Below are 24,446 nucleotides of genomic sequence, written 5' to 3'. Positions count from 1 at the left end.
GCTTTACCTCCTCTTACCTCACGATGGTCCTGAGGCTCACCATCACCTTGTCCCCCTTGGAAAGGACGGGGATGACCCAGCGCGCGTGGGTGTACTCCTCGGGCTTGACCTCCACCTCCTTCTCCACCTCCTTTCCGTTTTCCACCACCCGAATCCGCTTCTTGAGGGGAGGCCTGCCGAAGGTCTTCCCCCCGTCAAAGCTGAACTCGGGCGGCACGATCGTCCCTCCCACCTGAAGGGGCTTGGCGCTCCCCTCCAGGTAGTAGGTTTCCTTGGGGATGGGGATGACGAGGGCCACCTGGCGGAGGTCGCCCTGGGCGCGGTTTTCCGCCACCAGGCGCCACTCCAGCACGTCCCCCGGCCTCACCGCCAGGGGGTTCGCCTCGTAGACCTCCTTGCCCTCCACCACCTTGACCAGATAGGGCCGCAGGTCCAGGGTGAGGGCCTGGGCCAAGGCCAGGGAGGCCAGGAGCAAGACCGCCAAACCGAGAACGCTCTTCCACCTCATCGTGCCCAAACATAAGCATGGCGTGTGAAAAACCTGTGAAAAACCCCCGGCGCCAGGGCCCTCCTCGGCTCGGACCTCCTCGGAAAACGGGCTCGGGGACCGCCTGGAACCCAGGCGGTAGGCCGGGGAAAGCCCCCCCGAGAAGCCGGGTGCAAAGGTCACATCCCCCCGTCCGGGACCCTCCTATCTTGAAGCCGTGGCCTTTGGCGTATCGCACCCCGTCGCTTTGGACCTCGAGGCCACCTCCACGGATCCGAGCGAGGCGGAGGTCCTGGAGGTGGCGGCGGTGGACGGCGAGGGGCGGGTCTTTCACCGCTACCTGGCCACGCAAAGGCCCCTTCCCCCCGACCACGAGGTCTTCCAGCTCACGGGCATCCCTTACGAGGAATACGAGGCGAAAAAGGTGGCCCCGAAGGAGGCCTTGGAGGAGCTCTTGGCCTTCTTGGGAGGCAGGCCCCTCCTCGGCCACAACCTCCTCCGCTACGACCTCCCCCTGCTCCAGCGGCACCTGGAGGAGGCGGGCCTTCCTCGCTGGCAGGGCGAGGCCCTGGACACCCTGAGGCTCGCCCACCTCCTCTTCCCCACCCCGCCGGGGGGCCTCGAGGGGTACCGCCTCGGGGACCTCTACGCCTTCCTCCTCGGGCGCCCCCTGGAGGGGGCCCACCGGGCGTTGAACGACGCCCAAGCCACCCTCGCGGTCTTCCACCGGCTCCTGGACCGGGGCAGGCGCGCCCTCGCCCAGCACCCGGGCCTGGTGCGGGCCTGGAGGGAACTCGGCCTCCCCGAGGGCCACCTCTTCCCCGAGGACGAGGGCCTAATCAAGGACCTCCTCGCCCGGGAGGCCGACGTGGAGGCCTTCTTCGTGGAAAAGGAGGGCAGGCCTTTCCCCGCGCCCACCGACCTCGGCCCCGACCTCCTCCCCAAGCCCCGCCCCGCCCAGAGAATCAAGGAGTTTGTCCAGGTGGCGCACGGCGTAGCGGGCCAGGGACTGGTGGGAAGGGAAAGGCCCCTCCATGAGGTCTTGGAGAGAGGCCTCCGTCTTGCGGTAGGTGAGGCGGAAGAAGGCGCGGTAGAGAAGGAGGGCTAGGTAAAGGGCGTGTCCGTAGCGCCAGGGGCGGCCCCGCTTGCCCTTGGGGGTGGGCGGGGCCACCTCCTGGGCCAGGCGCAGGCAGCGCTCCAGGACCTCCTAGGGGCTTGCCTCCCTGCGAACGAAGCCGCGCTTGCCCATCGGGGCGCGAGTATACGCCCGTCATCCCGACCTTTGCAGGGCAAGCCCATAAAAGGCTAGGCCAAAACACGGGAAGGCGGCTCCCGCGGGTGGGCGGCCGCGGCTTCGGCCTGCCCCCTTAGCCCCTCCGCCGGACCACCGGACCAAGGCCCGGCCCGTGCCGCCGGGAACGAAAGGGAAAGAAACGCAACAAATCTTGCCAAGGAGAAGAGCGCTTCGCTAAACTTGGCCTTGCCCAATAAGGAGGTGGGAGCCATGCGGCGAGCGATCCTGTGGTTTGTGGCTTTGGCGATAGCCTCGGTCCTGGCCCAGCAGTCCCGGCCTGCCTCGGACCCGCAGGTGGTGGAGGCGGCGCGGAAAGAAGGGCGCCTCATCATCTACTCCTCCACGGATCAATCCAGCGCCCAGGCCCTTCTGGACGATTTCCGCAAACTTTATCCCTTTATACAGATTGAATACAATGATCTGGGTACCCAAGCCATCTACGACCGCTTCGTGAGCGAGACTGCAGCCGGAGCCTCCAGCGCAGACCTTCTCTGGTCCAGCGCCATGGAGCTCCAGGTCAAGCTTGCGAGCGAGGGCTACGCCCTGCCCTACGACTCCCCCGAGGCCAAGAACTGGCCCGCCAACGCCCGCCTGGGGAACCTGGCTTACAGCACCACTCTCGAGCCCGCGGTCGTCGTTTACAACAAGCGCTTCCTCAAGCCCGAGGAGGTGCCCACCACCCGGGAAGGGCTCGCCCGGCTCCTCCAGGAGCCCCGGATGCGCGGGCGGGTGGCCACCTGGGACCCCGAGCGGAGCGCCGTGGGCTTCACCATCCTCAAGGCGGACTACGACCGCTTCCCCGCCTTCCAGGAGCTGGCCCGGGCCTTCGGCAAAGCCCAGGCCGCCCTCTACTCCTCCACCGGGGCCGCTTTTGAAAAGGTCATCTCCGGGGAGCACTACCTGGCCTACGGCTTCTTCGGCTCCTACGCCCTCCTCCGGCAGCGCACGGTGAAGGACCTCGGCATCGCCTACCTCACCGACGGCACCGTGGCCATCCAGCGGGTGGCCTTCATCAACAAGAGGGCGGCCCACCCGAACGCGGCCAAGCTCTTCCTGGACTACCTCCTCTCCTTAAGGGGCCAGAACCTCATGGCCTACACCGCCCTCATCTTCGCCCGCAGGGAAACGGTGGTGGGGGAGGCCACGCCCCAGGCCCTCTACAAAGCGGTGGGGGGAAAGGACAAGGTCTACGCCATCCCGGTGTCCACGGAAATCCTCAAGAACCTGGACCCCGCCGAGAGGATGCGCTTCCTCACCTTCTGGCGGCAGGCCGTCCGGGGCCAGTAAGGGTGGAGCATGGTCCGGAAGGCCCCGCTTGCCCCCTCGGTTCCCTGGCCCCTCGCCCTCCTCACGGGGGCGGTGGGGCTTCTGGTCCTCGCCCCTATAGGGATCCTGGTCTACCAGAGCCTCCTCACCGCCCCCTTCTTCGCCCCGGCCAAGCGCTTCGCCCTCGAGGCCTACCGCTACGTCCTCCACGACCCTTACTTCCTCGAGGCCCTGAAAAACTCCTTTCTGATCGGCCTTGGCATGGTGCTGATCGCCGTACCCCTGGGGAGCCTCTTCGCCTTCCTCGTCACCAAGACCGACCTTCCCTTCGCCCGGCTCTTTGAGCTCTTGCTCCTCGCCCCCATCTTCATCTCCGCCATCATTCTGGGCATCGGGTTCATCGTGGCCTTTGGGCCTTCGGGAGTGGTTTCCGGCTGGGTGGAGTCCCTTCTTGGGCACGTCCCCTGGACCATCTACACCCTTCCCGCCATCGCCGTCATCGCCGGGCTTACCCACGTGCCCTACGTTTACCTCTACGTGGCCAGCACCATCCAGAACGTGGACGCCTCCCTGGAGGAGGCCGCCCGGGTGGCGGGGGCGAGGCCCTACCAGGTGGCCCTCTCCGTCACCCTCCCCCTCGTGCGCCCCGCCCTGGTCTACAGCGGGGCCCTCATGCTCCTTCTCGGCTTTGAGCTCTTCGGCCTCCCCCTGGTCCTGGGGGACGCCAAAGGGATCATGGTGGTCACCACCTACCTCTACCGCCTCACCGCCATCACCGGAACCTCCGCCTACCACCTCATGGCGGCGGTGAGCGTCCTCATCGTCCTCATCGCCTTCACCCTGGTCCTCCTGCAGCGCTACCTGGTGGGGCGGATGGAAGGGCGGTACGTGGCCATCGGAGCCCGGGGATACCGCACGGAAAGGCTTCCCCTGGGGCGGCTCCGGTACGTGTGGGCCTTCGCCCTCGCCCTCTACCTCCTGGTGGCGGTGGTGCTCCCCGTGCTCGGGGTGGTGTTCCGTAGCCTCGTCACCAGCTGGGGCCCGGGGGTGGACCTGCGGGAGGTCTTCACCGTGGGGCACTACGCCGATGTCTTTAAGCTCCCGAACCTGAGCCGGGCGGTGACCAACACCCTTTGGGTGGCCGCCCTCGGAGGCCTCCTGGCCCTGGCCTTTTACCTCCTCATCGCCCTGGGCATCCAGCGGGGCCGGGGTTTTGGGCGCGTCCTGGACTACTTGGCGGGCCTGCCCCGGGCGGTCCCCGGGCTCATCATGGGGCTCGCCTTCCTGTGGATTTTCCTCTTCTTCAAGCCCATCGCCCCCTGGCGCAACACCCTCTTTGCTCTCGTTCTGGCCTACACGGTGGTCTGGATGCCCTACGGGGTGAGGCTCCTCACGGCGGCCCTCCTCCAGGTAGGGCGGGAGGTGGAGGAGGCGGCCAGGATCGCGGGGGCCTCCCCCGTTAGGGCCTTCCTCCACGGTACCCTTCCCCTCCTCAAAGGCGGGGTCCTTACCGCTTGGTTCTTGCTCTTCATCCAGTTCGTCCGGGAGTACTCCACGGGGGTTTACCTGATGACGGCGGGCACCGAGGTCCTGGGGGCCCAGATCGTGGCCCTCTGGGGGACGGGAGCGGTGGACGTCATCGCCGCCCTCGCCACCCTGCAGGTTCTCATCGTCAGCGGCGTCTTTGTCCTGGCCAATCGGCTTGGGGTGAGGCCCCAAGGGCTTTGAGGGAAGGGCAGGAGCATGGTTCGGAAAGCGCTTGACGGGCAGGAGGTTGTGACCGCTTCGGCGGAAACGCTAAGGGTGGAGGCCCTCGAGGTGCGCCTCGGGGAGAACCTCGTCCTCAAAGAGGTGGATCTGGCCGTAGAACCCGGGGAAATCGTGGCCCTCCTGGGGCCTTCGGGCTCGGGCAAGACCACCCTCCTCCGCGCGGTGGCGGGGCTTTTGCGGCCTACGGGGGGGAGGATCCTCCTCGGCAAAGAGGTGTTTTTTGACGGGAAAAAGGGGGTGTTCCTTCCCCCGGAGCGGCGCAATCTGGGCCTCGTCTTCCAGTCCTACGCCCTCTGGCCCCAACGCACCGTCTACGAGAACGTGGCCTACGGCCTGAGGCTCCGGAAGGTGCCGGAAAAAGCGGTGCGGGAACGGGTGCTCGGCCTTTTGGACCGCTTGGGGCTCACGGGGCTCGAGCGCCGCTACCCGGGGGCCCTCTCCGGGGGGCAGCAGCAGCGGGTTTCCTTGGCGCGGGCCCTGGCCTACGACCCAAAGCTTCTCCTTCTGGACGAACCCCTTTCCAACTTGGACGCCAAGCTCCGCGATCAGGCCCGGGTGTGGCTTAGGGAGACCCTAAAGGCCACGGGCAAGGCCGCCCTCTTCGTGACCCACGACCAAGGCGAGGCCATGGCCATCGCCGACCGGATCGCCCTCCTGAACGAGGGGCGGATGGAGCAGGTGGGCACCCCGGAGGAGCTTTACCGCAATCCGAAGACCCTCTTCGTGGCCGACTTCCTGGGCAACCCCAACGTGGTGGAGGCCCTGGTGGTGGGCCTCGAGGGATCCACGGCCCGCCTGGAGCTTGCGGGCTTCCCCTTGCGGGCCCGGGCCATGGGGGCTTTGGTCCCGGGAAGGCTGGCCAAGCTTGTCCTCCGCCCCGAGGCCCTGCGCCCTGCGGGCGTGGGGGAGGTGAACGCCTTGGAGGGAGCCCTCGCCCACAGCCTCTACCTGGGAAGCCACTACGAGCACTGGGTGCGCGTGGGAGACGCCCTGCTTCGCTTCTACAGCCCGCTTCCCCTGGGCGAGGCACGGGTGCGCCTCGCCGTGGATCCGGAGGCGGCCCTGGCCTACCCCGGGTAGGCCCGCGCATAATGCCTCCGTGGCCCGGGCACTTTGGCTTCCGGTGCTGGCGCTGGCCCTAGGTCTTTGGCTGGCAATCGGCCTCGAGGCCAACCGCCACCTCCTGGCCTCAGCCCTAAGGGAAACGGAGGCCCTGGCGGAGGCCGCGGCAAGGCTTTCTGATCCCCAGGCCCTCTCGCCGCTTGGCGTGCGGCTCACCGAGCGCCCCAGGGAAGCCGCTCCCCTTTGGGGCGAAACGGCCGCAGGGGTAGAGGTGGCGCCCCAAGGGATCCTGGTCTGGGCGGCGCGCCCATGGGACAGGGGAATCCTGGAGGCGGCGCGGGCCTACTCCCCTTACCTGCCCTCCCCCCTGCTCCCCTTCGGCCTCGCCCTCCTCGCCTGGCTTTGGGCCTGGAGGCGGGCCGAGGGGGCCGTCCGTCGGACGCTTGGGGCTCCTCTGAAAGAAGGGGCGGAGCGGCTTAATGACCTAACCGCGGCCTTCGCCAGCCTGGAGGAGGGGGTGGCCGTGCTCAAGGGGGAGGAGGTGGTCCTCCTCAACCCCAAGGGGCTGGCCCTCCTGGGCCTCCCCCCAGGAGCCCTGCCCCCCTCCCCTTGCGGCGGGTGTGGCCCGCCTTGGCGGACCGCCTCGAGGAGGGCGAGGCCTACCTGCCCCTGCCCACAGGCCGCCCGGGCCGGGTGCGGCTTCTGGGGTTTGGGGACCGGCGGATCGCCCTCTTCCAGGAGCAGGCCGAGCTCCTGCGCCTGGCGGAGGAGCTCACCCAAAGCCGGCGCCACCTGGAGCTCCTTAGGGCCCAGGCCCATGAGTTCCAAAACCTCCTCCATGTCATCGGCGGGCTCCTGGAACTCGGGCAGGTGGAAGAGGCCCTGCGCCTCGTGCAAGGAGAGCTCGCCGCCGAGAAGGCGCTGGAAAGCCTTCTCCGCGGAATAGAGGTGCCCTTGGTGGCCGCCCTTCTGCTCGGCAAGCTGCGCCGGGCCAGGGAGCGGGGCCTAGGCTTCCGCCTTGAAGGGAGGCTCCCCGCCCGCTACGCCTCCATAGGGGAGAGCCTGGCGAGCATCCTCGGCCACCTGCTGGAGAACGCCCTCGAGGCGGCCCAAAGCGAGGTGGGTCTCCGCTTCCTGGAGGAGGAAGGCCTTAAGGTGGAGGTTCTGGACGACGGGCCGGGCCTTCCCGAGGGAAAGGAGACCCCTTTCCTCCCCGGAGCGAGCGGCCGGGGCACGGGGCGGGGCTACGGCCTCGCCTTGGCCCGGGCGCAGGCGCGGGCCCTGGGGGGCGAGGTGGGCTACCATAGAAAGGGGAGGTGGACGGTTTTCTGGTTAAGCCTGCCCAGGCCCTCATCGTAGAGGACGATCGGCGGGTGGCCGCCCTCCATCGGGCCTTTCTGGAAGAGGAGGGCCTAAGGGTGGGGGGAATTGCCGGAACCCTCCGGGAGGCCTGGGCCTTCCTGGAGGAAAACCCTGACCTGGTCCTTCTAGACCTCTACCTCCCCGACGGCCACGGGCTGGAGCTCCTCCCCGCCCTGGAAGGGGTCTACACCGTGGTCATCACCGCCGCCAGGGACGTGCCCACGGTGGAGCGGGCCCTCTTGGGCGGGGCCATGGACTACCTGGTGAAGCCCTTCGGGCGCTCCCGGCTCCGTGAGGCCCTGGCCCGCTTCCGCGCCTTCCAAAACCTCAAGGCCAAGAAGGAGGTTTCCCAGGCGGACGTGGACCGCCTCCTCGGGCGTAGGCAGGCCCCTAAGGGCCTGGACCCCTTGACCCTGGGGCGGGTCCTCGCCCTCTTGCAGGGGGGAAAGCCCCTCACGGCCGAGGAGGTGGCGGAGGCCTTGGGCCTTTCCCGGGTCACGGCCTGGCGCTACCTGGAGGCCCTCCGGCGGGAGGGGCGGGTGCGGGCCGAACCGCGGTATGGAGGGACGGGAAGGCCCTCCCGGGCCTACCGCCTGGAACCCCACTGACACCACCCCATGCCGGCCTGCGCCAACGCGGAACCCTGGAAAAAGATCCCCGGGCCAGCCAGGCGCAGAAAACCGGAAGCGAGCATAAGACCGCCTAAGGAAGGTCTCGGAGGACAGGAGCCCGCCGTGCACCGGCCTTGGACAAGGCCCTTCTCGCCTTTGAAAGGCTTTCCTAAAAGTGCTCCCTGGGAGGCCGTGAGGCCCTGGCCAGCCGCTTGGGGCGACGGCACCCGTCACGAGACGTGCCCGGGGCGCGGTCCCCTCACGCCTCCGCCTCGGAAGAGGGGCTCAGGGGAACGAAGGGCCTCCCAAAGCCCCTCCCCGGAGGCGGGTGGAGGCGGCCCAGTCCACCCAGAGGCTCGGCCGAAAGCCTGGGCGTTAGGATGAGGCCGTGATCCCGGCGCGCTACGCTGCCTACTGCCCGAACTGCGGCGGCGAGGTGGAAAGCGAGCGCCTCGCGGCGGGGCTCGCCTGCGCCCGCTGCCAGCCCGACCCCGCGAAGCCCCCCCTGGCTGGGGCGCTGGCCCGGTTTTTCGCCCAGGAGGAGGCCCTCGCCGACTGGGCCCGCTTCTTCGCGGCCCACGTGGGCGCCCCGCCCTGGCCGCTGCAGCGGGCCTGGGCCGCGCGGGTGGTGCAGGGGCGCTCCTTCGCGATGCTCGCCCCCACGGGGATCGGCAAGACCACCTTCGGCCTCCTCACCGCCCTCTGGCTTGCCAGGGAGGGGCGGCGGAGCTACCTCGTCTTCCCCACCCGCCTCCTCGTGGCCCAGGCGGCGGAACGGCTCCGGGCCCTGGGGGCCCCCTTCGTGGCCTACACCGGGAAGCCCAAGGAGAAGGAGGCCCTCCTCGAGGGCGAGCGCCCCATCGGCCTCTTCACCGTGGCCTTCCTCTACAAAAACCACGCCCGGCTCCCCCGGCCCGTGGACTTCCTCTTCGTGGACGACGTGGACAGCCTCCTTAAGTCGGCGCGGAACGTGGACCGGGTCCTGGAGCTTCTGGGCTTTACCCCTGAGGACCTGGAGAAGGGCCTCTCCCTCATCCGGCTCCGGAGGAAGAACCCCGAGGAGGCCGAGCGGATGGCCGAAGGGCTGAGGAGGAAGGCCCGGGGAGTCCTCGCCGTGGCGAGCGCCACCGCAAGGCCGCGCTCCCCGCGGGTCCACCTCTTCCGTGAGCTTTTGGGCTTTGAGGTGGGCACGCCGAGCTTCGCCCTGCGCAAGGTGGCGGACCTGTACGAGGAGGCCTTCGGGCTCTCCCAGGAGGCCCTCTGGGCCCGGGGGGCGGAGTGGGCGAGGCGGCTTGGAGGCGGGGGGCTCCTCTTCCTCCCCGGGGACCTGCCGAAGGAGGCCGCCCTGGACCTCGCCCGCTTCCTCCGGGCCCAGGGCCTTAGGGCCAAGGCCTACCTGGAGCCCGAGGCCCTCGAGGCCTTCCGGCGGGGCGAGGCGGACCACCTCGTGGGGTTCGCCTCCTGGCGCAACCCCCTGGCCCGGGGCCTGGACCTCCCCGGGCGCGTCCGCTACGCCCTCTTCCTCGGGGTGCCCAAGCTCCGCTTCGCCTTGGGGGAGGACCTCGCCCCCGGCGAGCTCGTGCGCCTGGGCCTCGCCCTCTTGCCCCTCCTGGAGGACCCGGGGCTCAAGGCCCTGGTCCGAAGCCTCGCGCGCAGGCCCGGGCTCCAGGAGAAGGAGGTCGCCCCCCTGCGCCAGGCCCTCCTGGAGCGGCTCGCCGACCCCGCCTTCCGCGCCCGCGTGGCGGAAAGCCCCGAGGTGGGGCTCACCTTCCTGGGGGAGAAGCCCGTCCTGGTCTTCGCCGACGTCACCGGCTACCTCCAGGCCTCGGGGCGGACGAGCCGCCTCACCCCGGCGGGGCTCACCCAGGGCCTCGCCCTCCTCCTCGCCGAGGACAGGAAGGCCTTCACCGCCCTCATGCGGCGGCTCGGCTACCTCCTGGAGGCGCCGCCCCGCCCCGTGGCCGAGGTGGACCTCGAGGCCCTCCTCAAGCGCGTGGACGAGGACCGGGACCGGCTCGCCCGGGGGGAGCGGGGCGGCCTCGCCCTGCCCGAGCGGGTGGTGGTGGTGGAGTCGCCCAACAAGGCCCGCACCCTGGCCGGGTTCTTCGGCCGGCCCATGCGCCGCTACCTCCCCGGCCTCGTGGTCTACGAGGCCCTCTCGGAGGAGGGGTACCTGGTGGTCACCGCCACCCGGGGCCACGTCACCGACCTCGCCCTCCGGGGCGGGCTCTACGGGGTGGAGACGGCCCCCGCCTACCGCCCCCGGTACCACCCCTTGCGGGCCTGCCCAGAGGGGAGCGTCCCGGACCCCTTCTGCCCGGACGGGAGGGCGAGCCGGCCCGACCGCGACCGGGCCCTCGAGGCCCTGAGGAGCCTGGCCCTGGAGGCCCAGGACTTCCTCCTCGCCACCGACCCCGACACCGAGGGAGAGAAGATCGCCTGGGACGTCCTCCTCGCCCTCCGCGCCTTCGGGAAGGAGGTGGCGCGGGGCGAGTTCCACGCCGTCACCCCCCGGGCCTTCCTCGAGGCCCTCAGGCGCCCCCGGGAGGTGAAGGAGGACCTGGTGGAGGCCCAGATGGTCCGCAGGATCGCCGACCGCTGGATCGGCTTCGCCCTCTCGGAGGACCTGCAAAAGCTTCTTAGGCGCCGGAGCCTCTCCGCCGGGCGCGTCCAGACCCCGGTCCTCGGCTGGGTGATCGCCCGGGAGCGGGAGGCCCGCACCCGCCTCCCCTTCACCGAGGTCGCCCTCCGGGGGCTCACCCTGCGCTTCCCCGGCGAGGTCAAGGCGAAGACCCTCCTCCTGGAGGTCCTGGAGGAGGGGGAGCGGGAGCAAAACCCCCTTCCCCCCTACATCACGGACGCCCTCCTCGCCGACGCCTCCAAGGAGGGGTTCCGCGTCCCGGAGGCCATGGCCTTGGCCCAGGACCTCTTTGAGGCGGGCCTCATCACCTACCACCGCACCGACGCTACCCGGGTGGCCCCGGAGGGCATGGCCCTGGCCCGGAGGCTCATTGAGGCCCGCTTCGGTCCGGAGCACGCCCGCCCCAGGCCCTGGGGGGAGGGCGGGGCCCACGAGGCCATCCGCCCCACCCGCCTCCTCTGGCCCGAGGACCTAGAGGAGGCGGGGCTCCTCGCGGCCCTCCCCCTTTCCGAGGCCCACGGGCGGCTTTACAGCCTGATCTTCCGCCGCTTCCTGGCGAGCCAGATGGCCCCCGCCCGGGTGCGGGAGAAGCGGCTTCGCGCCTGCCTCGGCGAGGCCTGCCAGGAGCTCACCCTGCGGGTGGCCCTCCTCTTCCCCGGCTTCGCCCGGGTCTGGCCCCTGGGGCTGGACCCCGACCTCGAGGCCGGCCCCTACGCCGTGGCGCCCAAGACGGTGCGGCTCCCCAAGGCGGCGCGCTACACCGAGGGGGAGCTCGTGGCGGAGATGAAGCGGCGGGGCCTCGGCCGCCCCAGCACCTACGCGGCCACCGTGGAGCGGCTCCTGGAGCGCCGCTACGTGGTCCGCCGCGGGCCCTTCCTCGTCCCCACGCGCCTCGGCGAAAGGGTCTACGCCCTCCTCACGGAAAGGCCCCCCCTCGCCCCCGTGGCCCGGCGCTTCGTCGGCGAGGCCTTCACCCGGGAAGTGGAGGCCTGGATGGACCGGGTGGAGGCGGGAGAAGATCCCGTGCCCCTCCTGCGGGAGCTCCACCGGGCCACCCTGGCCCTCCTCGAGGCCCTCGAGGACGAGGGGCACTCCTAGCCCCTGGTAGCCTAGGGAAGGGATGCGGGCCCTCTACTGGACCTTTGGCCTCTCGTGGAGCCTTGCCCTGGCCGCTCACCTCCTCGGCCTCCGCCCGCAAAACCCCGCCTACCTCGCCTTCGCCGTCCTCTACATGTGGGTCCCGGGCCTCGTGGCCCTGGCCTTCGCCCGCAAGGAGGGGGTCGGGCTCCCCCTGGCCTTCCGGCCCAACCGCTTCTGGCTTTTCGCCTGGCTCTTCCCCGTGGCCCTCACCCTCCTCTCCCTCCCTCTAAGCCTCCCCTTCGCCCCCTGGAAGGGCCTGGCCTGGGCCCTGCCGGAGGGCCTGCCCCGGATCCCCGAGGCCGCCCTCTGGGCCCTCGTCCTCCTCCAGGGGCTTTTCGCCGGGGCCACGGTGAACCTCCTCGCCGCCTTGGGAGAGGAGCTCTTCTGGCGGGGCTACCTCTGGGAGAAGCTGAGGGAGCGGGGCTTCTGGCCCGCAAGCCTAGAGATCGGCTTCTACTGGGGGCTTTGGCACGCCCCCCTGGTCCTCCTCTTCGGCCACAACTACCCGGACCACCGCCTCCTGGGCGTGGGCATGATGGTCCTCTTCACCCTGGCCCTCACCCCCGCCCTCCTCTACGCCAGGGAGAAGGGGGGTTCCCTTTGGGCCCCCGCCCTCCTCCACGGCACCCTGAACGCCGTGGCCGGGCTCTCCCTCCTCGCGGTGGAGCGCACCCACGACCTTCTCGTGGGGGTGGTGGGGCTTCCCGGCCTCTTCCTCCTCGCCCTCTTCAACCTCTGGCTCAGAAGGCGGGTCTAACGCTACGGCTCCTGGTGGAGCCGCTCGTAGAGGGGCCCTAGGTCCTCGGGGCGGAAGCGGGCGGTGTAGCCCTTGGGGGGGCACGGGCTCCTCGTAGAAGAAGGCGGGCAGGCGGTCGTCCTCGTGGGTGAAGCCCGCCAGGTGGTTTGACCTCCCCCTTATTCCTCGTGGGGGCCTGCATCCCCCTCTCCCCCCTCGGGGCCGCCCGGTGCGTGGCCCTGGTGAAGGGGGCCAGGTAGGAGAGGCAAAAGGGGAAAACCCAAAGGGGGAGGGTATACCCTCCCCCCTTTCCCTAATCCTTAGCGGACCTCCCAGAACTCGTGAGCGGGCTCCACCCGGAGGGGCCTGAGGTTCCCCTGGGAGGCCACCCGGAAGCGCCAGGTGAACTCCCGCACCTCGCTTCCCAGGCGCACCTTGAGGTAGGCCTCGTACTCCGCTCCGGGGGTGAGGGGCTCGTGGGGAAAGGCGATGACGGCTCCTTGGCCACGAAGGATCTTCAAGGCCTTCTCCCGCCAGGAGTCCCGCTCTTCCCAGTACTGCAGGCTCCCGTAGGCGCACAAGGGGTTCAGGCTCCCATCGGAGAGCCGGGTGAGCCTCCCCTCCAGTACCTCGGTATCCACCGGGGAGGCGGGGAAGGTCTGGAGGGTGAGGGGGAGGCCGATGGGCGTGCGCACCACGCCCGTCCCATCGTCCCAGGTGAGGCCTTCCTGGGTGAGGAAGGGGCGCTTGGGGGAGTTGTCTGGGTTCATGCAGGGGGCGGTGGGGTTGGGGTTCTCCCGACCTTGGTAGCGCTCCAGGGCGAGCTCCCGGTCTGGAGCGGGGAAGAGAAGGTAGGGGACGCTCCCCGTACCCCCGTAGAGGTTGGGGAGGTTGGCCCAGGAGCGGCCGTACCCGTCCCCGTAGCCTGGAACGGGCCCCGCGTCCTTGTAGATCCCAAAGCCGCCGTTGGTCGCCCTTGGGGCGATCATGTTGAAGCGGTGGAAGGGCGCGGCGATCCACCCGTTTATGGGAGACTCTTCAGGGGGCCAGTAAGGTTGCCCGCTCCTCCGTGAGAAGTACCCCCACTCGTTCCCCTTCCTCCCCGCTTGCTGGCCTTCCGGGCTTGCGAAGGGCTGAGAGAGGTCTTCATCGTGGGGGAGGTTGTTGGGGTAGTTCATCGCCATGTAGCGGCTGTGGAGCCAGGCCCAGAAGCTCCACTCGGGGTCCTCTCGCACGGGAGAAAGGCCCAGGTAGCTCCGCCAGAAGTTCCAGGCCTCCATGCCCGAGCGCTCGCCAGGGGGCAGGATCTTCAAGTAGAGGGGGACGACCTCCTCCACCGTCTTCCCCGAGGCATCCTGCCCCGTGAGCACCACCTCGTACTTGAAGGGGCCCTGAGGGAGGGCATCGGAGGCCACCTGGAAGGCGAGGGACACCTCGGGGGTACCGGGGGTCAGGGTGAGGGTTTCCCTCGGGTGCTCCACACCGGGGTAGCGGGTGCTGTCCCAGCCAGGGCAGTACGAGGTGCCCTTGGCGCAGGGGTCGGCGAGGGCCACCCGCAAGGTGACGGGGCCCGCTCCCTCCCGGAAGGAGAGGCGCAGGGTGTAGGTGGCCGTTTCGCCAGGGGCCACGGTCTGGTAGCCCTCCCCCACCACGTGGGCCTCGAAGGGCTTGGGCTGGGGAAGGAGGGACTGGAGGGTGTTGCAGGCAGAGAGGGAGAGGACAAGGAAGGCCAGAAGGAGGGTTCCGAACTTGGTTCTAGCCATGGCTCCATATTACGGCCCGACCTGGATCTCTTCCCGGGGAAAGCGGGCGTCCAGGGTGTAGACCCGCCTCACCCCAGAGGCCAGGGCTGCCGCCCAGATCAGGGCATCCCCAAAGGAGACCCTCTTTGAAGGGCGGCAGAGGAGGAGGGCCCGCATCCAGAGGTCCTTGTCCCCGCCCACCGCCTTCAGGTTCTCCTTCTGGAGGAGGGCCAAAAGGGCGTCCACCACCTCCTTCCTGGGAACCCCATACACCGACTCCAAGACGTAGGCCGTCTCCACCAGGGCCACCTCTGTGAGGCCCAGGGTCTCCTCCCCGTCCAGGACCTGGGCCGCTCGCTCCGCCAGGTGGGGCGGGTCCCCGGTCAGGTAGCGCACCAGGAGGCTCGTGTCCACCAGGGCCTTCAACCTTCCCCCTCTTCAGACCAGGAGGCCCGCCAGGCCCTCTCCCTGGCCTCCGCCCAGGCTTCCTCGGAAACGGTGCCCCGGATCTTGTCCCGGAGAAGGCCTTTGAGGGAGGCCTTATGGGGTGGGGGAAGGAAGTAGAGCTCCACGTGGTCGTCCACCAGGCGCTGGATTACCCGCCAGCCCGGGCGGATCCCCAGGCGCTCCCGGATCTCCTTGGCGATGACCACCTGCCCCTTGGGGCCTACCAGGTAGGGCATGGTATAACCTCCCCACTTCAGTATAACCTGCCCCGCTTTTAGGGGTTGACGCCGTGATCCGGGTTCCCAGGGCAGGATGAGCACGATCGTCTCGGGAGGGAGGGCGTTGCGCGCTTCAGCGCCTCCTTGAGCCTCGAGGCCTCCACCTTGGTCACCACCGCGAGTATCCCTCACCTCCGTTGCCTACCGCTTCACCGTCTCCCTGAGCTCTCATCACTGAACTTACGCGGCCTCCACCTGCACCGGTAACAGAGGGCTCAAATCCAGGCTCAGCTTACCCGCGATGAGTCTTCTTCGGCACCCGTAGAAGCTCAACCCCAGCCCCTCCCGTTGCCGCTCTATCAGCCCGTAGGCCACCAGCCCCAGCGCCAAGTGCGCCAGTAGCTTCCCCCTCCGCCAGTGCCGGTGCCCCGTCCACCCAAGCTCCTGCTGTAGCCCCCGGAATATTTCCTCAATGGCCTGCCGCATCCGGTAAACCTCCCGCATCCCCGAGTCCCACCACCCCTCCCGGTCCGTCCCGTAAAACTTCCCCCCACGCTTGAGCACCCCCGCGGCAAAGGCCAGCCGTGGGCATGGAGCCACTCCAGGACCTGCCGCGCCGCGTACCAGGCGTCAAAGAGCACCCCCTCCGGACGAAAGCCCGCCTCCTTGGCCCACTCCAGCAGGGCCAGGGCCAGGTCCAGCTTGCTCTCCTCTTCCCCGAAGTAGGGCAGGAAGGCCAGGGGAATCCGCCGCTTCCCGTCCGTCCAGGCCAGGACCACCAGGGAAAGCCCGTAGGCCCAGCCCCCTGTGGCGGTGTCCCGCATCTTCCTTAGGCCTAGCCTGCCCGAACGGTAGCGCTGGATGAGGACGTCATCAAGGATGAGGTAGCCCCGTTCCAGGCCGCCGAGGTCTCGGCAGAGCTTCAGGGAGAGCTCAAAGAAGAAGGCCAGGGGTTGGCCCAGGGCGCGGTAGAGGGTGTCGTGGGCGAAATGGCCAGGGCGGAGGTGTTGATGGGGCTTTGGGCTAAAGCTTCTAGAGCGCGCAGAACGGGCCGTGGTATCCTCTTCATCGGGCCTCCCTAGTCACCGGGGGCCCATTTTATCGGGGATCTTCAGCACCGCGTAAGTCCAGGATAAAGAAGGTCTGCGCCCGGACGGAGGCCCTTTTGGAAGCCCACCGCTCCCAGGGAGCGGGAGGCTAGGCCGAGAGGCCCAGCTTGGCGAGAACCCCTTCCAGGCCGGGATGCTCCTTGCGCCAGCGCTTCAGGTCCTGGGGGTTGCGGAGGAAGCCCCGCTCCTCCAGGGCCCGGCGAAGGGCCTGGGCCTCCTCCACCGAGAGGCCCAGGATGGCCTCCGCCTGGGAAGCCAGGAAACGGGGCACCTCCCTGTAGGAGAGGGCGCGGGCCCAGGTGAGGAGGTCCTGAAGGACCGGGCTCGGCCCCGGCGCCAGGGGCTTTTCCCCTTGGGACGCAGGCTCCTCCAGGGCCATGCGCCCGTACCCCGAGGAGGTCTTGGCCCCCACCCCCTCCTCCCGCAGGGCCCAGGCCAGGATGCGCCAGGCGGCCCGAAGCCAGGGCCCGGCCTCCTCGGGAGAAACCCCGGGGGCCGGGGAGAGGGCGAGGAGGAAGGTGCCCGTGGCGGAGAGGAAGGGGACCGGCTTGGGGCCGTCCCAGTCCGCGGGGGGCGCTTTGACGCTCCCATAGTAGTCAGGGTGGTGGGGGTTCAGAATGTCGGGGTGGAGCTTCCATTTCCCGGGAAGGGGGAGGGCATCCCAGAAGACCACGAGGCCCTGCTCCTCCGTGGTGCCGAAAAGCCCCGCCTGGGCCTCGCCCCGGTGGAAGCGGGCGAGGTCGCGCCGCCAGGCCTCGCCCTCCAGGTAGAGGTGGGCGTAGCGGCTCGCCAGGCCCTTCAGGGCCGAGCCCGGGATGTAGGGCACCCCGTAGGCGCGGTGCAGGGTGAGGGCCGTCTCCAGCACGCCTTCCCCACCCAGGCCCACCACCAGGCGGGAGAGGGTCCTGGCCTCACGGATTTCGGCCCCCAGGGCCTCGAGGGCCCCGCGGTACCGCTTAAAAAACGCCCGGTACTCCCCGGGCTCGGGGATCCCCGCCGCTTCCCGGACGAGAACCCGCTTGGCCTCGGTGTCCTCCCGCCTCGCCGACCTCAAGAACTTGTCCAGCCAGAGGCCCCGGTGGGGCTCCTTGCCTTGGGGGAGGCGGACGCCCTCAAGCGCGGATCTGCGGCCCATGGCTACTCCTCAATGAGGGCCTGGGCGAAGCGCTTGAACCACTCCGCCGCGGCCAGGACCTCCCGGGTGAGGCGGAGGTACTGGAGGAGCTCGGCCTCCCGGGCGGCCTCCGCCAGCTCCCGGAGGTCCCGGTAGCCCAGCACCTGGGCCAGGTCGTTACCCAGGGCCTTGTGAGCCTCCTTCCCCCGGGAGTCCACGAAGGCCAGGGCCTGGGAAAGCCCCGCCTGGCGCACCAGGACGGGAAGCTTTAGGGCCATGTCCCGGTACTCGCCCCGGCCCTCGCCCTTGGCCGCTTCCCGGACCTTCTCGTAGGCCTTCTGGGCCCACACCTGCGAGCGGGTGCGCACGGCCTACCTCCCCACCACGATCCGGCAAAGCCCCCGGCCCACGGTGGCCTTGCCCCCGAGCTGGAGCACCCCCCCGCCCTCCTCCAAGACGCCCCGGAAGAGGGCCCAGACGCCCTCTGGGGGAAGCTCCTTCCCCTTGCGGAAGGAGCGGTCGGCCCGCACCAGGGCGTAGAGGAGGCTTTCCGCGGGGAGGCTCTCCTCGTACCACAGGGCCCCCTTGGCCACAGTCTTGGTCTCGTCGTCCAGGCGGATGCGGGCCACCACCTCCGTGGCGGTCTCCAGGAGGAAGCCCATGAGGTCGTCGTGCACCACGGCGAGCCTTCCCAGGACCGGGGCCTCGGTGCGCTCGGCAAGCCACCGCTCCCAGGCGGCGACCCCCTCCTCCCCCTGGGCCTTCAGGTCCAGGTCCTCGAGGTAGACCTTCTCCCCGTCTCCCAAAAGGCGGGACCCCGGGGCCAAGAGGACCCGGGTGGGGTCCTGGAGCCCGGGAACCCCTGGGGGCTGAAGGCCCGCCATGAGGGCCTCACGGCGGAAGCGCTCCAGGAGGTAGGGGCTCGCGACCAGGGCGAAGACCCCGTAGAGGCTCCGCACGGGGAGGAGGAGGAGCTTGGCGTCCCCCACCTGCACCGCCCCGGCGTGCTCCGAGGCGTTTTCCGTGTCGGGCCCAAAGACGGCGAAGAGGGTGTCCCTGTCCCAGGCGGAAGCCCGGTCCCGGAGCACCCCCTTGAGGGAGCTTCCCGGCAGGTAGGGGATGCCCGTGGCCTTCTCCCGGGCGATGGGCAGGTCTATGGCCCCGATGCCTTGCCCCGTCCCCGCGTGCAGAGGGGAGAGGGCATGCAGGAAAAGAAGCGCAACGTGGCTCATTCCTGAACCTCCTTCCTACAAGCTTTTCACGAAGGCCAAGACGGGGTCCACCTCACCCCCCAGCACCGGGATCTTTTGGGCCTCCTCGGGGGTGAGCCAGGGGTCCACGTCCCAAGTGCGGCCGTCTTTGCCCTCCAAAACAAGCTTTTCCCCAGGGAACCTGGCCCCCTCGAGGACCGCCACCACGCAGGGCTTCTGCCCTTCCCCAAGCGGGCGGAAGAGGAGGGGGCTCGCCCGGCGGTCGGCCTCCTTGAGCCGGAGGGTGGTGTCGGGGGGGTCGCCCCTGTCCTTGAAGTGGAAGATGATGGGCAGGCCGAAGTGGGCCCGGGGGAACTTGTGCACGGGGTGCCTGGGCAGGTGGTGGGGGGCGTGCCGCCCCGTGAGGCGCCGCACCCCGTCGGGCTCGGGCCAGTAGGAGCGGCCCGGGCTTCTGGGGTCCCCCCCGGGGCGGGCCTGGCGGAAGGCCTGGTAGCGCTCGGCGAGTTCTCTCCAGGAGAGGGGCACCACCCGCACGAAGCTTTTTGGGGTGAGGTGGGGCACCCCTTCGGGCCACCCTGCTTTTTGGCCATACTGGCGAAGCTTCTCTCGGATCTCCTCCTCCCCCGGCACCCCGGCCCCCTGGGGCAGGAGGGCGCCAAAGCCCCTCCGGGTCCGGGCCCCGATCCCCCCGAAGGTCTCCCAGGCCCAGAGGGCGGCCTCGAGCTCCTCCCAGAAGTTCAGCTCCCCCACCTTTTCGGGAAAGCGGAGGCGGAGGCGGAAGGCCACGCCCTCCTTGACCGGGGCCCATTCCTTGTCCCCGCGTAGAGGAAAGCCCAGGTACCACTGGACTGCGCGGCCGTACTGGGCGATGCCTACCTTTTCCCCTTCCCTTAGAACCTCCACCTCCACGCTCAAGGGCGAGGCCCCGCCCTCCCCCGCGCTGCCAAACAAGGCGGACTCCAGCTCCCAAAGCCTCTCCAGCGAACCCCCCGCCCGCCAGCCCCTCACGGCCCGCCACCAGAAGCGGAGGTGCCCCCGGACCGCCGTGGCCCGGACCACGCTCACCGGATCCGCCTCCCTAGGCTCCACCCCGCCCCCGAAGAGGGGGGTGAGGAGCGTGTACGTGCGCTCCCAGGCGAGGACCCGCGCGCCGTCCCGGCGCACCAGGACCCCTCCCTCCTCCTTTCGCCTCGGCGAGAACGCCTCACGAAACGCCCTTCTCATGCCTCCTCCCAGCGCCTAAGCTTCCCGTCCCAAAGGCCCAGGGCGGCCAGGCCGAACCCGTCCCGCCGGTCCTGCTCCTCCTCGGAGAGGTTCTGGAACCAGACCTTCTCCGCCCAATCCCGGACCTCCCCTTCCCCCCAGGCCTCCGGGAGCCGGACGAAGTAGACGCTCCCCGCGGGCACGGCCCGGCGGCTCGGCTTGGGCTTCCCCTCCTTGAGGTTCCAGCCCGAGACCGCAAGCGGCCTCCCCACCACCGCGGCCACCACGGAAGCCCCTTGGAAGGCCCTCCCCTTGGGGAGGTAAGCCTCCCCCAAGAAGGCGGGGGTGAGGAAGACGAGGCGGGCCGCCCTGTGGCGGAGGAGCCCCGCCACCACCTCCTCGGGCAGGGGAGGAACCCCGGGCCCGCCTTTCTGCCAGAAGGCGAGGCGCCTCTCCCCCCCCAGGGGGAAGACCCCCTCGGGCTCCGGCCCCTCGGGCCAGAGCACCAGGGCGAGGCGGCGCCTCCCTCGGACAAACTCCAGCCCCGAGGTCTGAAAGAGGAACCCCTCCCGGGCCGTCTGGGCCGCGGGGTCCAGGGCCACGTGGGTGCGCGTCTCCGGGACGGGCCCCTCGTGCCCCCTGGGGGCGAAACCCGCCGGGGCGTCCTGAAGGAGCCATTCCAGGAAGCTCTCCCAGTACCAGAAGGCGGGCAGGGGGGCAGGCTTCTCCTTGAGGGCCGGGCTGGGAAGACCCACGGGAGAAAGCCCCTCCGGCAGGTTGGTCCCGGCCCCCTGGGGAAGCTCCAGGGGCCGGAGGGGGTAGAGGGCCTCCCCGAGCTTTAGGGCGTCCAGAGGCCGGGGCGCCAGGAGCCGCCACCCCCCTTCCCCCTCCTCGGCGAGAAGGGGCCCCCTGAGGCCCCACCGGAGGACCTCCTCCGCCCTCTCGGGGAGAGGAAGGCCCTCCAGCAGGGCGCGGCGGGTGCGGTAGGCCCCGGCCAGGGTCTGGGGCAGGGGGAAGGGAAGGCTCTTGGCCCGGGCCCCGGGGCTGTTGGTGAAGGGCCTGCCGTCCCGCACGATCAAAGGATCCCTGGGCTCAATGAGCATCCCACACCTCCCGGCTCTCCACGGGCACGCCCGCCTGGTCCAGGGCCTCGGCGAAGGGCCGGGCGAGGATGAGCTCCTCCGCCAGGCGGCGCACGTCCTCCCCGGTCCGGAGCCAGGCCTCGAGCTCCTCCCGGTAGGCCCGCTTCATCTCCTTCCTCCCCAGGATCCGCAGGGCCTCGGCCACCAGGGCCTCCCCGGAGAGGGCCTCCCCCGCTTCCCGGACCAGGGCCAGAAGCTCGTAGGCGGCCCTGGAGGGCACCTCCCCCGCCCGCAGGAGGTCGGCGTAGCGGAGGAGGCGGCGGGTGAGGGGAGGGTTCTCGTCCCACCGGCCCCGGACCAGGCGCTCCGCCCCCGAGCGGGGGCTGTAGGCCACGCAGAGGGCGTTGCGCTTGGGCTCGCCCTCCTTCGCCCATTTCTCCGCCCGGCGGGCCAGGTCCAGGGCGTCCTGCAGAGGCTCCAGGTGGTGGACCACCGCGAGGCCCACGGAGAGGCTCGGCGCCCGGCCCTCCCGGCCGAAGGGGGCCATGGCCTCCCGGAAGCGGTCCGCCAGGGCCCGGGCGGCCATGAGGGCCGTGTGGAGGGGAAGCAGGGCCAAGACGTCGTCCCCCCCCGAGTAGACGAGCCCGCCCCCGTGGGCCTCCACGATGTCCTTGACCTGGGCGGCGAACCCCAGGGCCAGGGCGTTGGAGAAGCGGCGGTGGGCCTCGGGGGACGGAAGGCCGTCCAGGGTCTCCCCCATCCGGTCCCCGTCGGCGTGGAGGAGGGCGTAGTAGGCGCCCGGGGGAACCCTCACCTTGGGGAAAAGCCTCCGCCAAAGCGCCCTCAGGCGGTCCCGCGCCTTCTCCAGAAGCCCGGGGTCCTCGGCGAGGGAGGGAAACTCCTCGAGGCGGCTCTCGTAGAGGAGGCGCACGTCCCACTCCCCGAAGGGGGTGTCCCGCAAAACCGGGTGGCGGACCTCCGCCCGCGCCTCCTCCCCCACGAGGCCCCCAAGCTCCTCCAGGGCCTCCTTTAGGACCGCCTCCAGGCCCGCCCGCCTGACCCCCTCCCAGAAGGGCAGGGCCGCCATGTGGGTGGTGCTAAGGAAGCCGTGCCCCGCCTTCCACCAGCGCTTGAGGAGGTCGGGCCCCGCGAGGTACTCCCCGGGGCGCAGGCCGAGCCGCACCCTGAGGTGGTCCGCCTCCTTTTCGGGCAGGCGGAGGACGCTCTCCCGGGCCCCGTCCAGGGAGCTCTTGTAGGCCGGGCTTCCCCAGGAGACGGGGGCGAAGTCCCGGGTGTTTTTGCGGGCGGCCAGGAGGGCCATGAGCCGCTCCCGGGCCCGGGGATAGTCGCCCTCCAAGGGAAGGTAGGCGTAGTAGCCCTCCAGGAGGTCTTCCACCTGGGCCAGGGCCTCCCTCCAGAAAAGGAGGTCCCTACGCGGCCCCAGAACTTCCTCCGCCCTCTCCCGGAGGTAGTCCCGGGCGGCTCCCAAGGCTTGTTCCCCGAGGCCCCTGGGGTCCTTCCCCTCCGGAACCCGGACCAAAAGAACGTTGGGGATGCCCGCCCCGGCCAGCCGCTCCAGCCCCGCCTCGTCCTCGGGGGCGGGGAAAATGAGGTTTTTCGCCCCCACCTCCCGGGCCAGGGCCTTGGCGGCGCGGGCGGCCGCCTCGGAGAGGAGGCGGCTTCCCGCGTAGAGGTCCCGGGTCCTGCGGGCGGTGGCGATGAACTCCTGCACCGGGCCCAGGGCGATAGCGAGAAGGTGCTCCATAGTGGCCCCCTGTTGCGGGGAGATTATACAAGAAGCAACGGAGGAGGCCAGGGGGATAGCTGTATACAAGGGCCCGTGCAGAGATCACAACGCCTCGGCCCTGGCGGGAGAAAATGGGAGATCGCTATGTTTTGGCGGCGCATGGGTCCCGAGGAGGCCCGGGTGCGTCTCCTCCTGCTGAGGGAAGGGGTGCGGCAGAAGGTGGGGGCCCTCGAGGCCCGCCTCGCCAAGAGGAAAGCGCCCCTGGAAAAGGCCCTAAAGGAGTACCGGGGGGTGCTGGAGCACCTCCGGCGCCTGGAGGCGGAGGGCCGCTACCCCGAGGCCGTCCTCCGCCCCGCCCTGGCCCGGGAGGAGCTCCGCATCCGGTACGCCGAAGGGGAGATCGCCCGCCTCGAGGAGGCCCACCGGCAGGCCGTGGCCCAGCTCGTGAGCCGGGCCCGCCTCAAGGCCGCCCGGCTCGCCGCCTTGGCCCAGATGGAGGAGGCCTTGGACCGCTTCTTCCCCACGCCCGAGACAAAGGAGGAGGCCCATGCTTAACGGCTTCAGGGTGTTGCGTTCCTACTGGGTGGGACGCCGGGACGGAAAGGCCCTTTCCCGGAAGCACGCGAGCCTCGCCTACCTCACCCCCAACCCCTACCCTGAGCAGCTCAAGGAGTGGTTCCGCCGCTGGATGGAGGGCCTGGCGCGCCGCTATTTGGCCAAGCGGGCCAAGCTGGAGGAACGGCTCGCCCTCGTCCGCCACCAGCGCAAGGCCCTGGAGAAGGTGGTGGGGCAGGACGAGCCCACCCCCGAGGTGTTCGGAGGGTACCACTTCCGCTATGGCCTCCTGGGGCTGGTCTTCCTGGGGGAGGCCTACTACAACAAGATGGCCATGGACACCCTGGAGATGAACCAGTTGGAGGCCTTCATCATCGGCGCCGTGGCCACCATCGGCCTCTTCTGGCTGGGGCACGCCGCCGGGAACGAGTACCGCAAGGGCAACCTGCCCTTGAGCCTCATCCTGGGTATCCCGCCCCTTCTCGTGGTGATCCTCTTCGCCGCCTTGCGCTTCTCCTGGACCCAGCGCATGGCCGCCATCCACGGGAACCCCGCCCCTTCCATCTACGGCTTCCTGGCCTTGATGGCCATCGGGTTGCTGCTGGTGAGCCTCACCTTCTACCTGGGCTACCGCAGCCCCCACGAACGGGAGGTGCTCCTCCGCAGGCTCTTCCTCACGGCCCAGAAGGAAAGGCGGATCTGGGAGCGGCTCCGGGGCCTAAACCGCGGCGCCGAGCGCGCCCTGGACCACCTCCTCGCCCACTACCGGGAGAACGTGGCCGCCTACTGGCGGGGCTTCGCCCGCGCCTGGCCCCAGTGGGACCCGGCCCCCGAGTTCGTGGGCCACATCCCGCCCCTAAACCGGCCCGCCCTCCCGCCCCTGGACCTCGAGGCCCCCACCGACCCCCTCACCCAGGGAAGCGCCCATGACCGCCTGGCTCCTGAGCCTCGCCCTTAACCTCCCCTTCCTGGGAGGGCCCCAGGAGTACCAGATCCTGGTGGCCCTGGGGTGCAGCGCTCCCCGGCACGTGCAGAACGGCTACCGGGAGATGCTGGCCCACGAGGTCCTACCCCGGCTTGCGGAGAAGGTGACCACCACCCAGGTCCGCCTCACCCTCGCCCCCATCACCGGGAGGAGCTACACCGCCCCTGCCCGGGTTCTGGAGACGCCCAACCCCCTCTCCACCCCGCGCTTTCAGCTGGAAGAGGCCAAAAAGACCTTCCAGAAGGAGGCGCTCCGGACCTTTGACGAGCTTCGCAAGCGGGCCGCCGCCGAGTGCAGCCGGGGGACGGAGATCATCGGAGCCCTGAAGGCGGCGGGGGAGCGGGCCCGGAAACCCGGCCGCATCCTCGTCCTGGCCCACGGATTTGAGCAGTCGGAGCTCATGAACCTCTACGACTACCGCCTCAAGCTGGAGAAGCGGGAGGTACGTCAAGGCCTCCTCCAGCGGGTGAAGGCCCGTTTGGGCCTGCCCAACCTCAAGGACCAGGAGGTCTGCATCGCCGGGATCACGGCGGGAAACGACAACAACGCCAACGCCCGGCTCACCACCTCCATCAAGGCGTTCTGGGAAGAGCTCATTCAGGCCTCAGGGGGCAGGCTGGTGGGGTACGGCACCACCCCTCGGGTCTGCCCCTTCCTCTAGCGC

The 24,446-nt window shown here is 70.0% G+C and carries 21 protein-coding genes and 2 pseudogenes; 11 read left to right on the top strand and 12 right to left on the bottom strand.

From position 1 onward, the window contains the following. Positions 1-13: 13 nt before the first annotated feature. On the bottom strand, positions 14-508 hold the full coding sequence (locus tag TTH_RS10905) for a hypothetical protein (protein ID WP_081481500.1): 495 nt from the start codon (positions 506-508) through the stop codon (positions 14-16). A 196-nt stretch (positions 509-704) separates the two neighbouring features. Between TTH_RS10905 and TTH_RS10900 the strand changes: the two genes are divergently transcribed. The 8 genes from TTH_RS10900 to TTH_RS10865 all read left to right on the top strand — a co-directional run bounded on the left by TTH_RS10900 (position 705) and on the right by TTH_RS10865 (position 12,390). Then, entirely contained in the window at positions 705-1,595 is an 891-nt protein-coding gene (locus TTH_RS10900; protein WP_011229126.1) for a 3'-5' exonuclease, read from the top strand. Positions 1,596-1,991: 396 nt separating this feature from the next. Then, complete coding sequence (locus TTH_RS10895) at positions 1,992-3,068, top strand: ABC transporter substrate-binding protein (RefSeq protein ID WP_011229127.1); 1,077 nt, start codon at positions 1,992-1,994, stop codon at positions 3,066-3,068. 9 nt (positions 3,069-3,077) lie between these two features. Next, entirely contained in the window at positions 3,078-4,775 is a 1,698-nt protein-coding gene (locus TTH_RS10890; protein ID WP_011229128.1) for an ABC transporter permease, read from the top strand. 15 nt (positions 4,776-4,790) lie between these two features. Next, entirely contained in the window at positions 4,791-5,897 is a 1,107-nt protein-coding gene (locus TTH_RS10885; RefSeq protein ID WP_011229129.1) for an ABC transporter ATP-binding protein, read from the top strand. A gap of 600 nt (positions 5,898-6,497) precedes the next feature. After that, complete coding sequence (locus TTH_RS11745) at positions 6,498-7,238, top strand: sensor histidine kinase (protein ID WP_011229130.1); 741 nt, start codon at positions 6,498-6,500, stop codon at positions 7,236-7,238. Next, positions 7,196-7,849 (top strand): response regulator, encoded by a 654-nt coding sequence (locus TTH_RS10875; RefSeq protein WP_011229131.1) that lies wholly within the window; start codon positions 7,196-7,198, stop codon positions 7,847-7,849. The genes TTH_RS11745 and TTH_RS10875 overlap by 43 nt, the downstream gene beginning before the upstream one ends. A gap of 391 nt (positions 7,850-8,240) precedes the next feature. Further along, the gene (gene rgy / locus TTH_RS10870) at positions 8,241-11,591 is read left to right on the top strand and encodes a reverse gyrase (RefSeq protein WP_011229132.1); all 3,351 of its coding nucleotides are present in this window, start codon (positions 8,241-8,243) and stop codon (positions 11,589-11,591) included. A gap of 22 nt (positions 11,592-11,613) precedes the next feature. Beyond that, entirely contained in the window at positions 11,614-12,390 is a 777-nt protein-coding gene (locus TTH_RS10865) for a CPBP family intramembrane glutamic endopeptidase (protein WP_011229133.1), read from the top strand. Between the two features lie 299 nt (positions 12,391-12,689). Here TTH_RS10865 and TTH_RS10860 read toward each other — a convergent pair whose 3' ends face one another. The 11 genes and pseudogenes from TTH_RS10860 to cas10 form a co-directional block, all read right to left on the bottom strand. Then, positions 12,690-14,132, bottom strand: a complete 1,443-nt coding sequence (locus TTH_RS10860) for a CAP domain-containing protein (RefSeq protein WP_164926116.1) — start codon at positions 14,130-14,132, stop codon at positions 12,690-12,692. Between the two features lie 9 nt (positions 14,133-14,141). Further along, complete coding sequence (locus TTH_RS10855; RefSeq protein ID WP_024119983.1) at positions 14,142-14,537, bottom strand: PIN domain-containing protein; 396 nt, start codon at positions 14,535-14,537, stop codon at positions 14,142-14,144. Further along, entirely contained in the window at positions 14,534-14,794 is a 261-nt protein-coding gene (locus TTH_RS10850; RefSeq protein WP_024119982.1) for an AbrB/MazE/SpoVT family DNA-binding domain-containing protein, read from the bottom strand. The genes TTH_RS10855 and TTH_RS10850 overlap by 4 nt, the downstream gene beginning before the upstream one ends. A 222-nt stretch (positions 14,795-15,016) precedes the next feature. Further along, positions 15,017-15,349: pseudogene (locus tag TTH_RS11830) on the bottom strand (IS701 family transposase); the annotation flags it as partial. A 2-nt stretch (positions 15,350-15,351) separates the two neighbouring features. Further along, positions 15,352-15,845 (bottom strand): annotated as a pseudogene (locus TTH_RS11825) (IS701 family transposase); the annotation flags it as partial. A 128-nt stretch (positions 15,846-15,973) separates the two neighbouring features. After that, the gene (cmr6, locus tag TTH_RS10840; protein ID WP_011229139.1) at positions 15,974-17,020 is read right to left on the bottom strand and encodes a type III-B CRISPR module RAMP protein Cmr6; all 1,047 of its coding nucleotides are present in this window, start codon (positions 17,018-17,020) and stop codon (positions 15,974-15,976) included. Between the two features lie 2 nt (positions 17,021-17,022). Beyond that, complete coding sequence (gene cmr5 / locus TTH_RS10835) at positions 17,023-17,367, bottom strand: type III-B CRISPR module-associated protein Cmr5 (RefSeq protein WP_011229140.1); 345 nt, start codon at positions 17,365-17,367, stop codon at positions 17,023-17,025. 3 nt (positions 17,368-17,370) lie between these two features. After that, positions 17,371-18,231 carry a type III-B CRISPR module RAMP protein Cmr4 gene (cmr4, locus tag TTH_RS10830; RefSeq protein ID WP_011229141.1) on the bottom strand — a complete coding sequence of 287 codons (861 nt, stop codon included), beginning with the start codon at positions 18,229-18,231 and terminating at the stop codon, positions 17,371-17,373. Positions 18,232-18,246: 15 nt separating this feature from the next. Further along, a complete protein-coding gene (gene cmr1, locus TTH_RS11740) occupies positions 18,247-19,434 on the bottom strand; it encodes a type III-B CRISPR module RAMP protein Cmr1 (protein WP_011229142.1) in 1,188 nt (395 codons plus the stop codon). Continuing rightward, positions 19,431-20,516: a type III-B CRISPR module-associated protein Cmr3 gene (locus TTH_RS10820; RefSeq protein WP_011229143.1), complete on the bottom strand. Its 1,086-nt coding sequence runs from the start codon at positions 20,514-20,516 to the stop codon at positions 19,431-19,433. Before TTH_RS10820 ends, cmr1 begins: the two co-directional genes overlap by 4 nt. Beyond that, the gene (gene cas10 / locus TTH_RS10815) at positions 20,506-22,260 is read right to left on the bottom strand and encodes a type III-B CRISPR-associated protein Cas10/Cmr2 (protein ID WP_011229144.1); all 1,755 of its coding nucleotides are present in this window, start codon (positions 22,258-22,260) and stop codon (positions 20,506-20,508) included. Before cas10 ends, TTH_RS10820 begins: the two co-directional genes overlap by 11 nt. Positions 22,261-22,386: 126 nt before the next feature. Between cas10 and TTH_RS10810 the strand changes: the two genes are divergently transcribed. The 3 genes from TTH_RS10810 to TTH_RS10800 are packed head-to-tail and all read left to right on the top strand — an operon-like array spanning position 22,387 to position 24,443. Then, positions 22,387-22,797 (top strand): hypothetical protein, encoded by a 411-nt coding sequence (locus TTH_RS10810; protein WP_011229145.1) that lies wholly within the window; start codon positions 22,387-22,389, stop codon positions 22,795-22,797. Then, a complete protein-coding gene (locus tag TTH_RS10805; RefSeq protein WP_011229146.1) occupies positions 22,790-23,755 on the top strand; it encodes a hypothetical protein in 966 nt (321 codons plus the stop codon). The genes TTH_RS10810 and TTH_RS10805 overlap by 8 nt, the downstream gene beginning before the upstream one ends. Then, on the top strand, positions 23,724-24,443 hold the full coding sequence (locus tag TTH_RS10800; protein ID WP_011174452.1) for a hypothetical protein: 720 nt from the start codon (positions 23,724-23,726) through the stop codon (positions 24,441-24,443). Before TTH_RS10805 ends, TTH_RS10800 begins: the two co-directional genes overlap by 32 nt. The last annotated feature ends 3 nt before the right edge of the window (positions 24,444-24,446 follow it).

The sequence above is a fragment of the Thermus thermophilus HB8 genome (assembly GCF_000091545.1).
Taxonomy (GTDB): Bacteria; Deinococcota; Deinococci; order Deinococcales; family Thermaceae; genus Thermus; species Thermus thermophilus.
The sequence above is the reverse complement of the archived record's forward strand: the minus strand, read 5'-3'. Positions and strand labels throughout refer to the sequence as shown.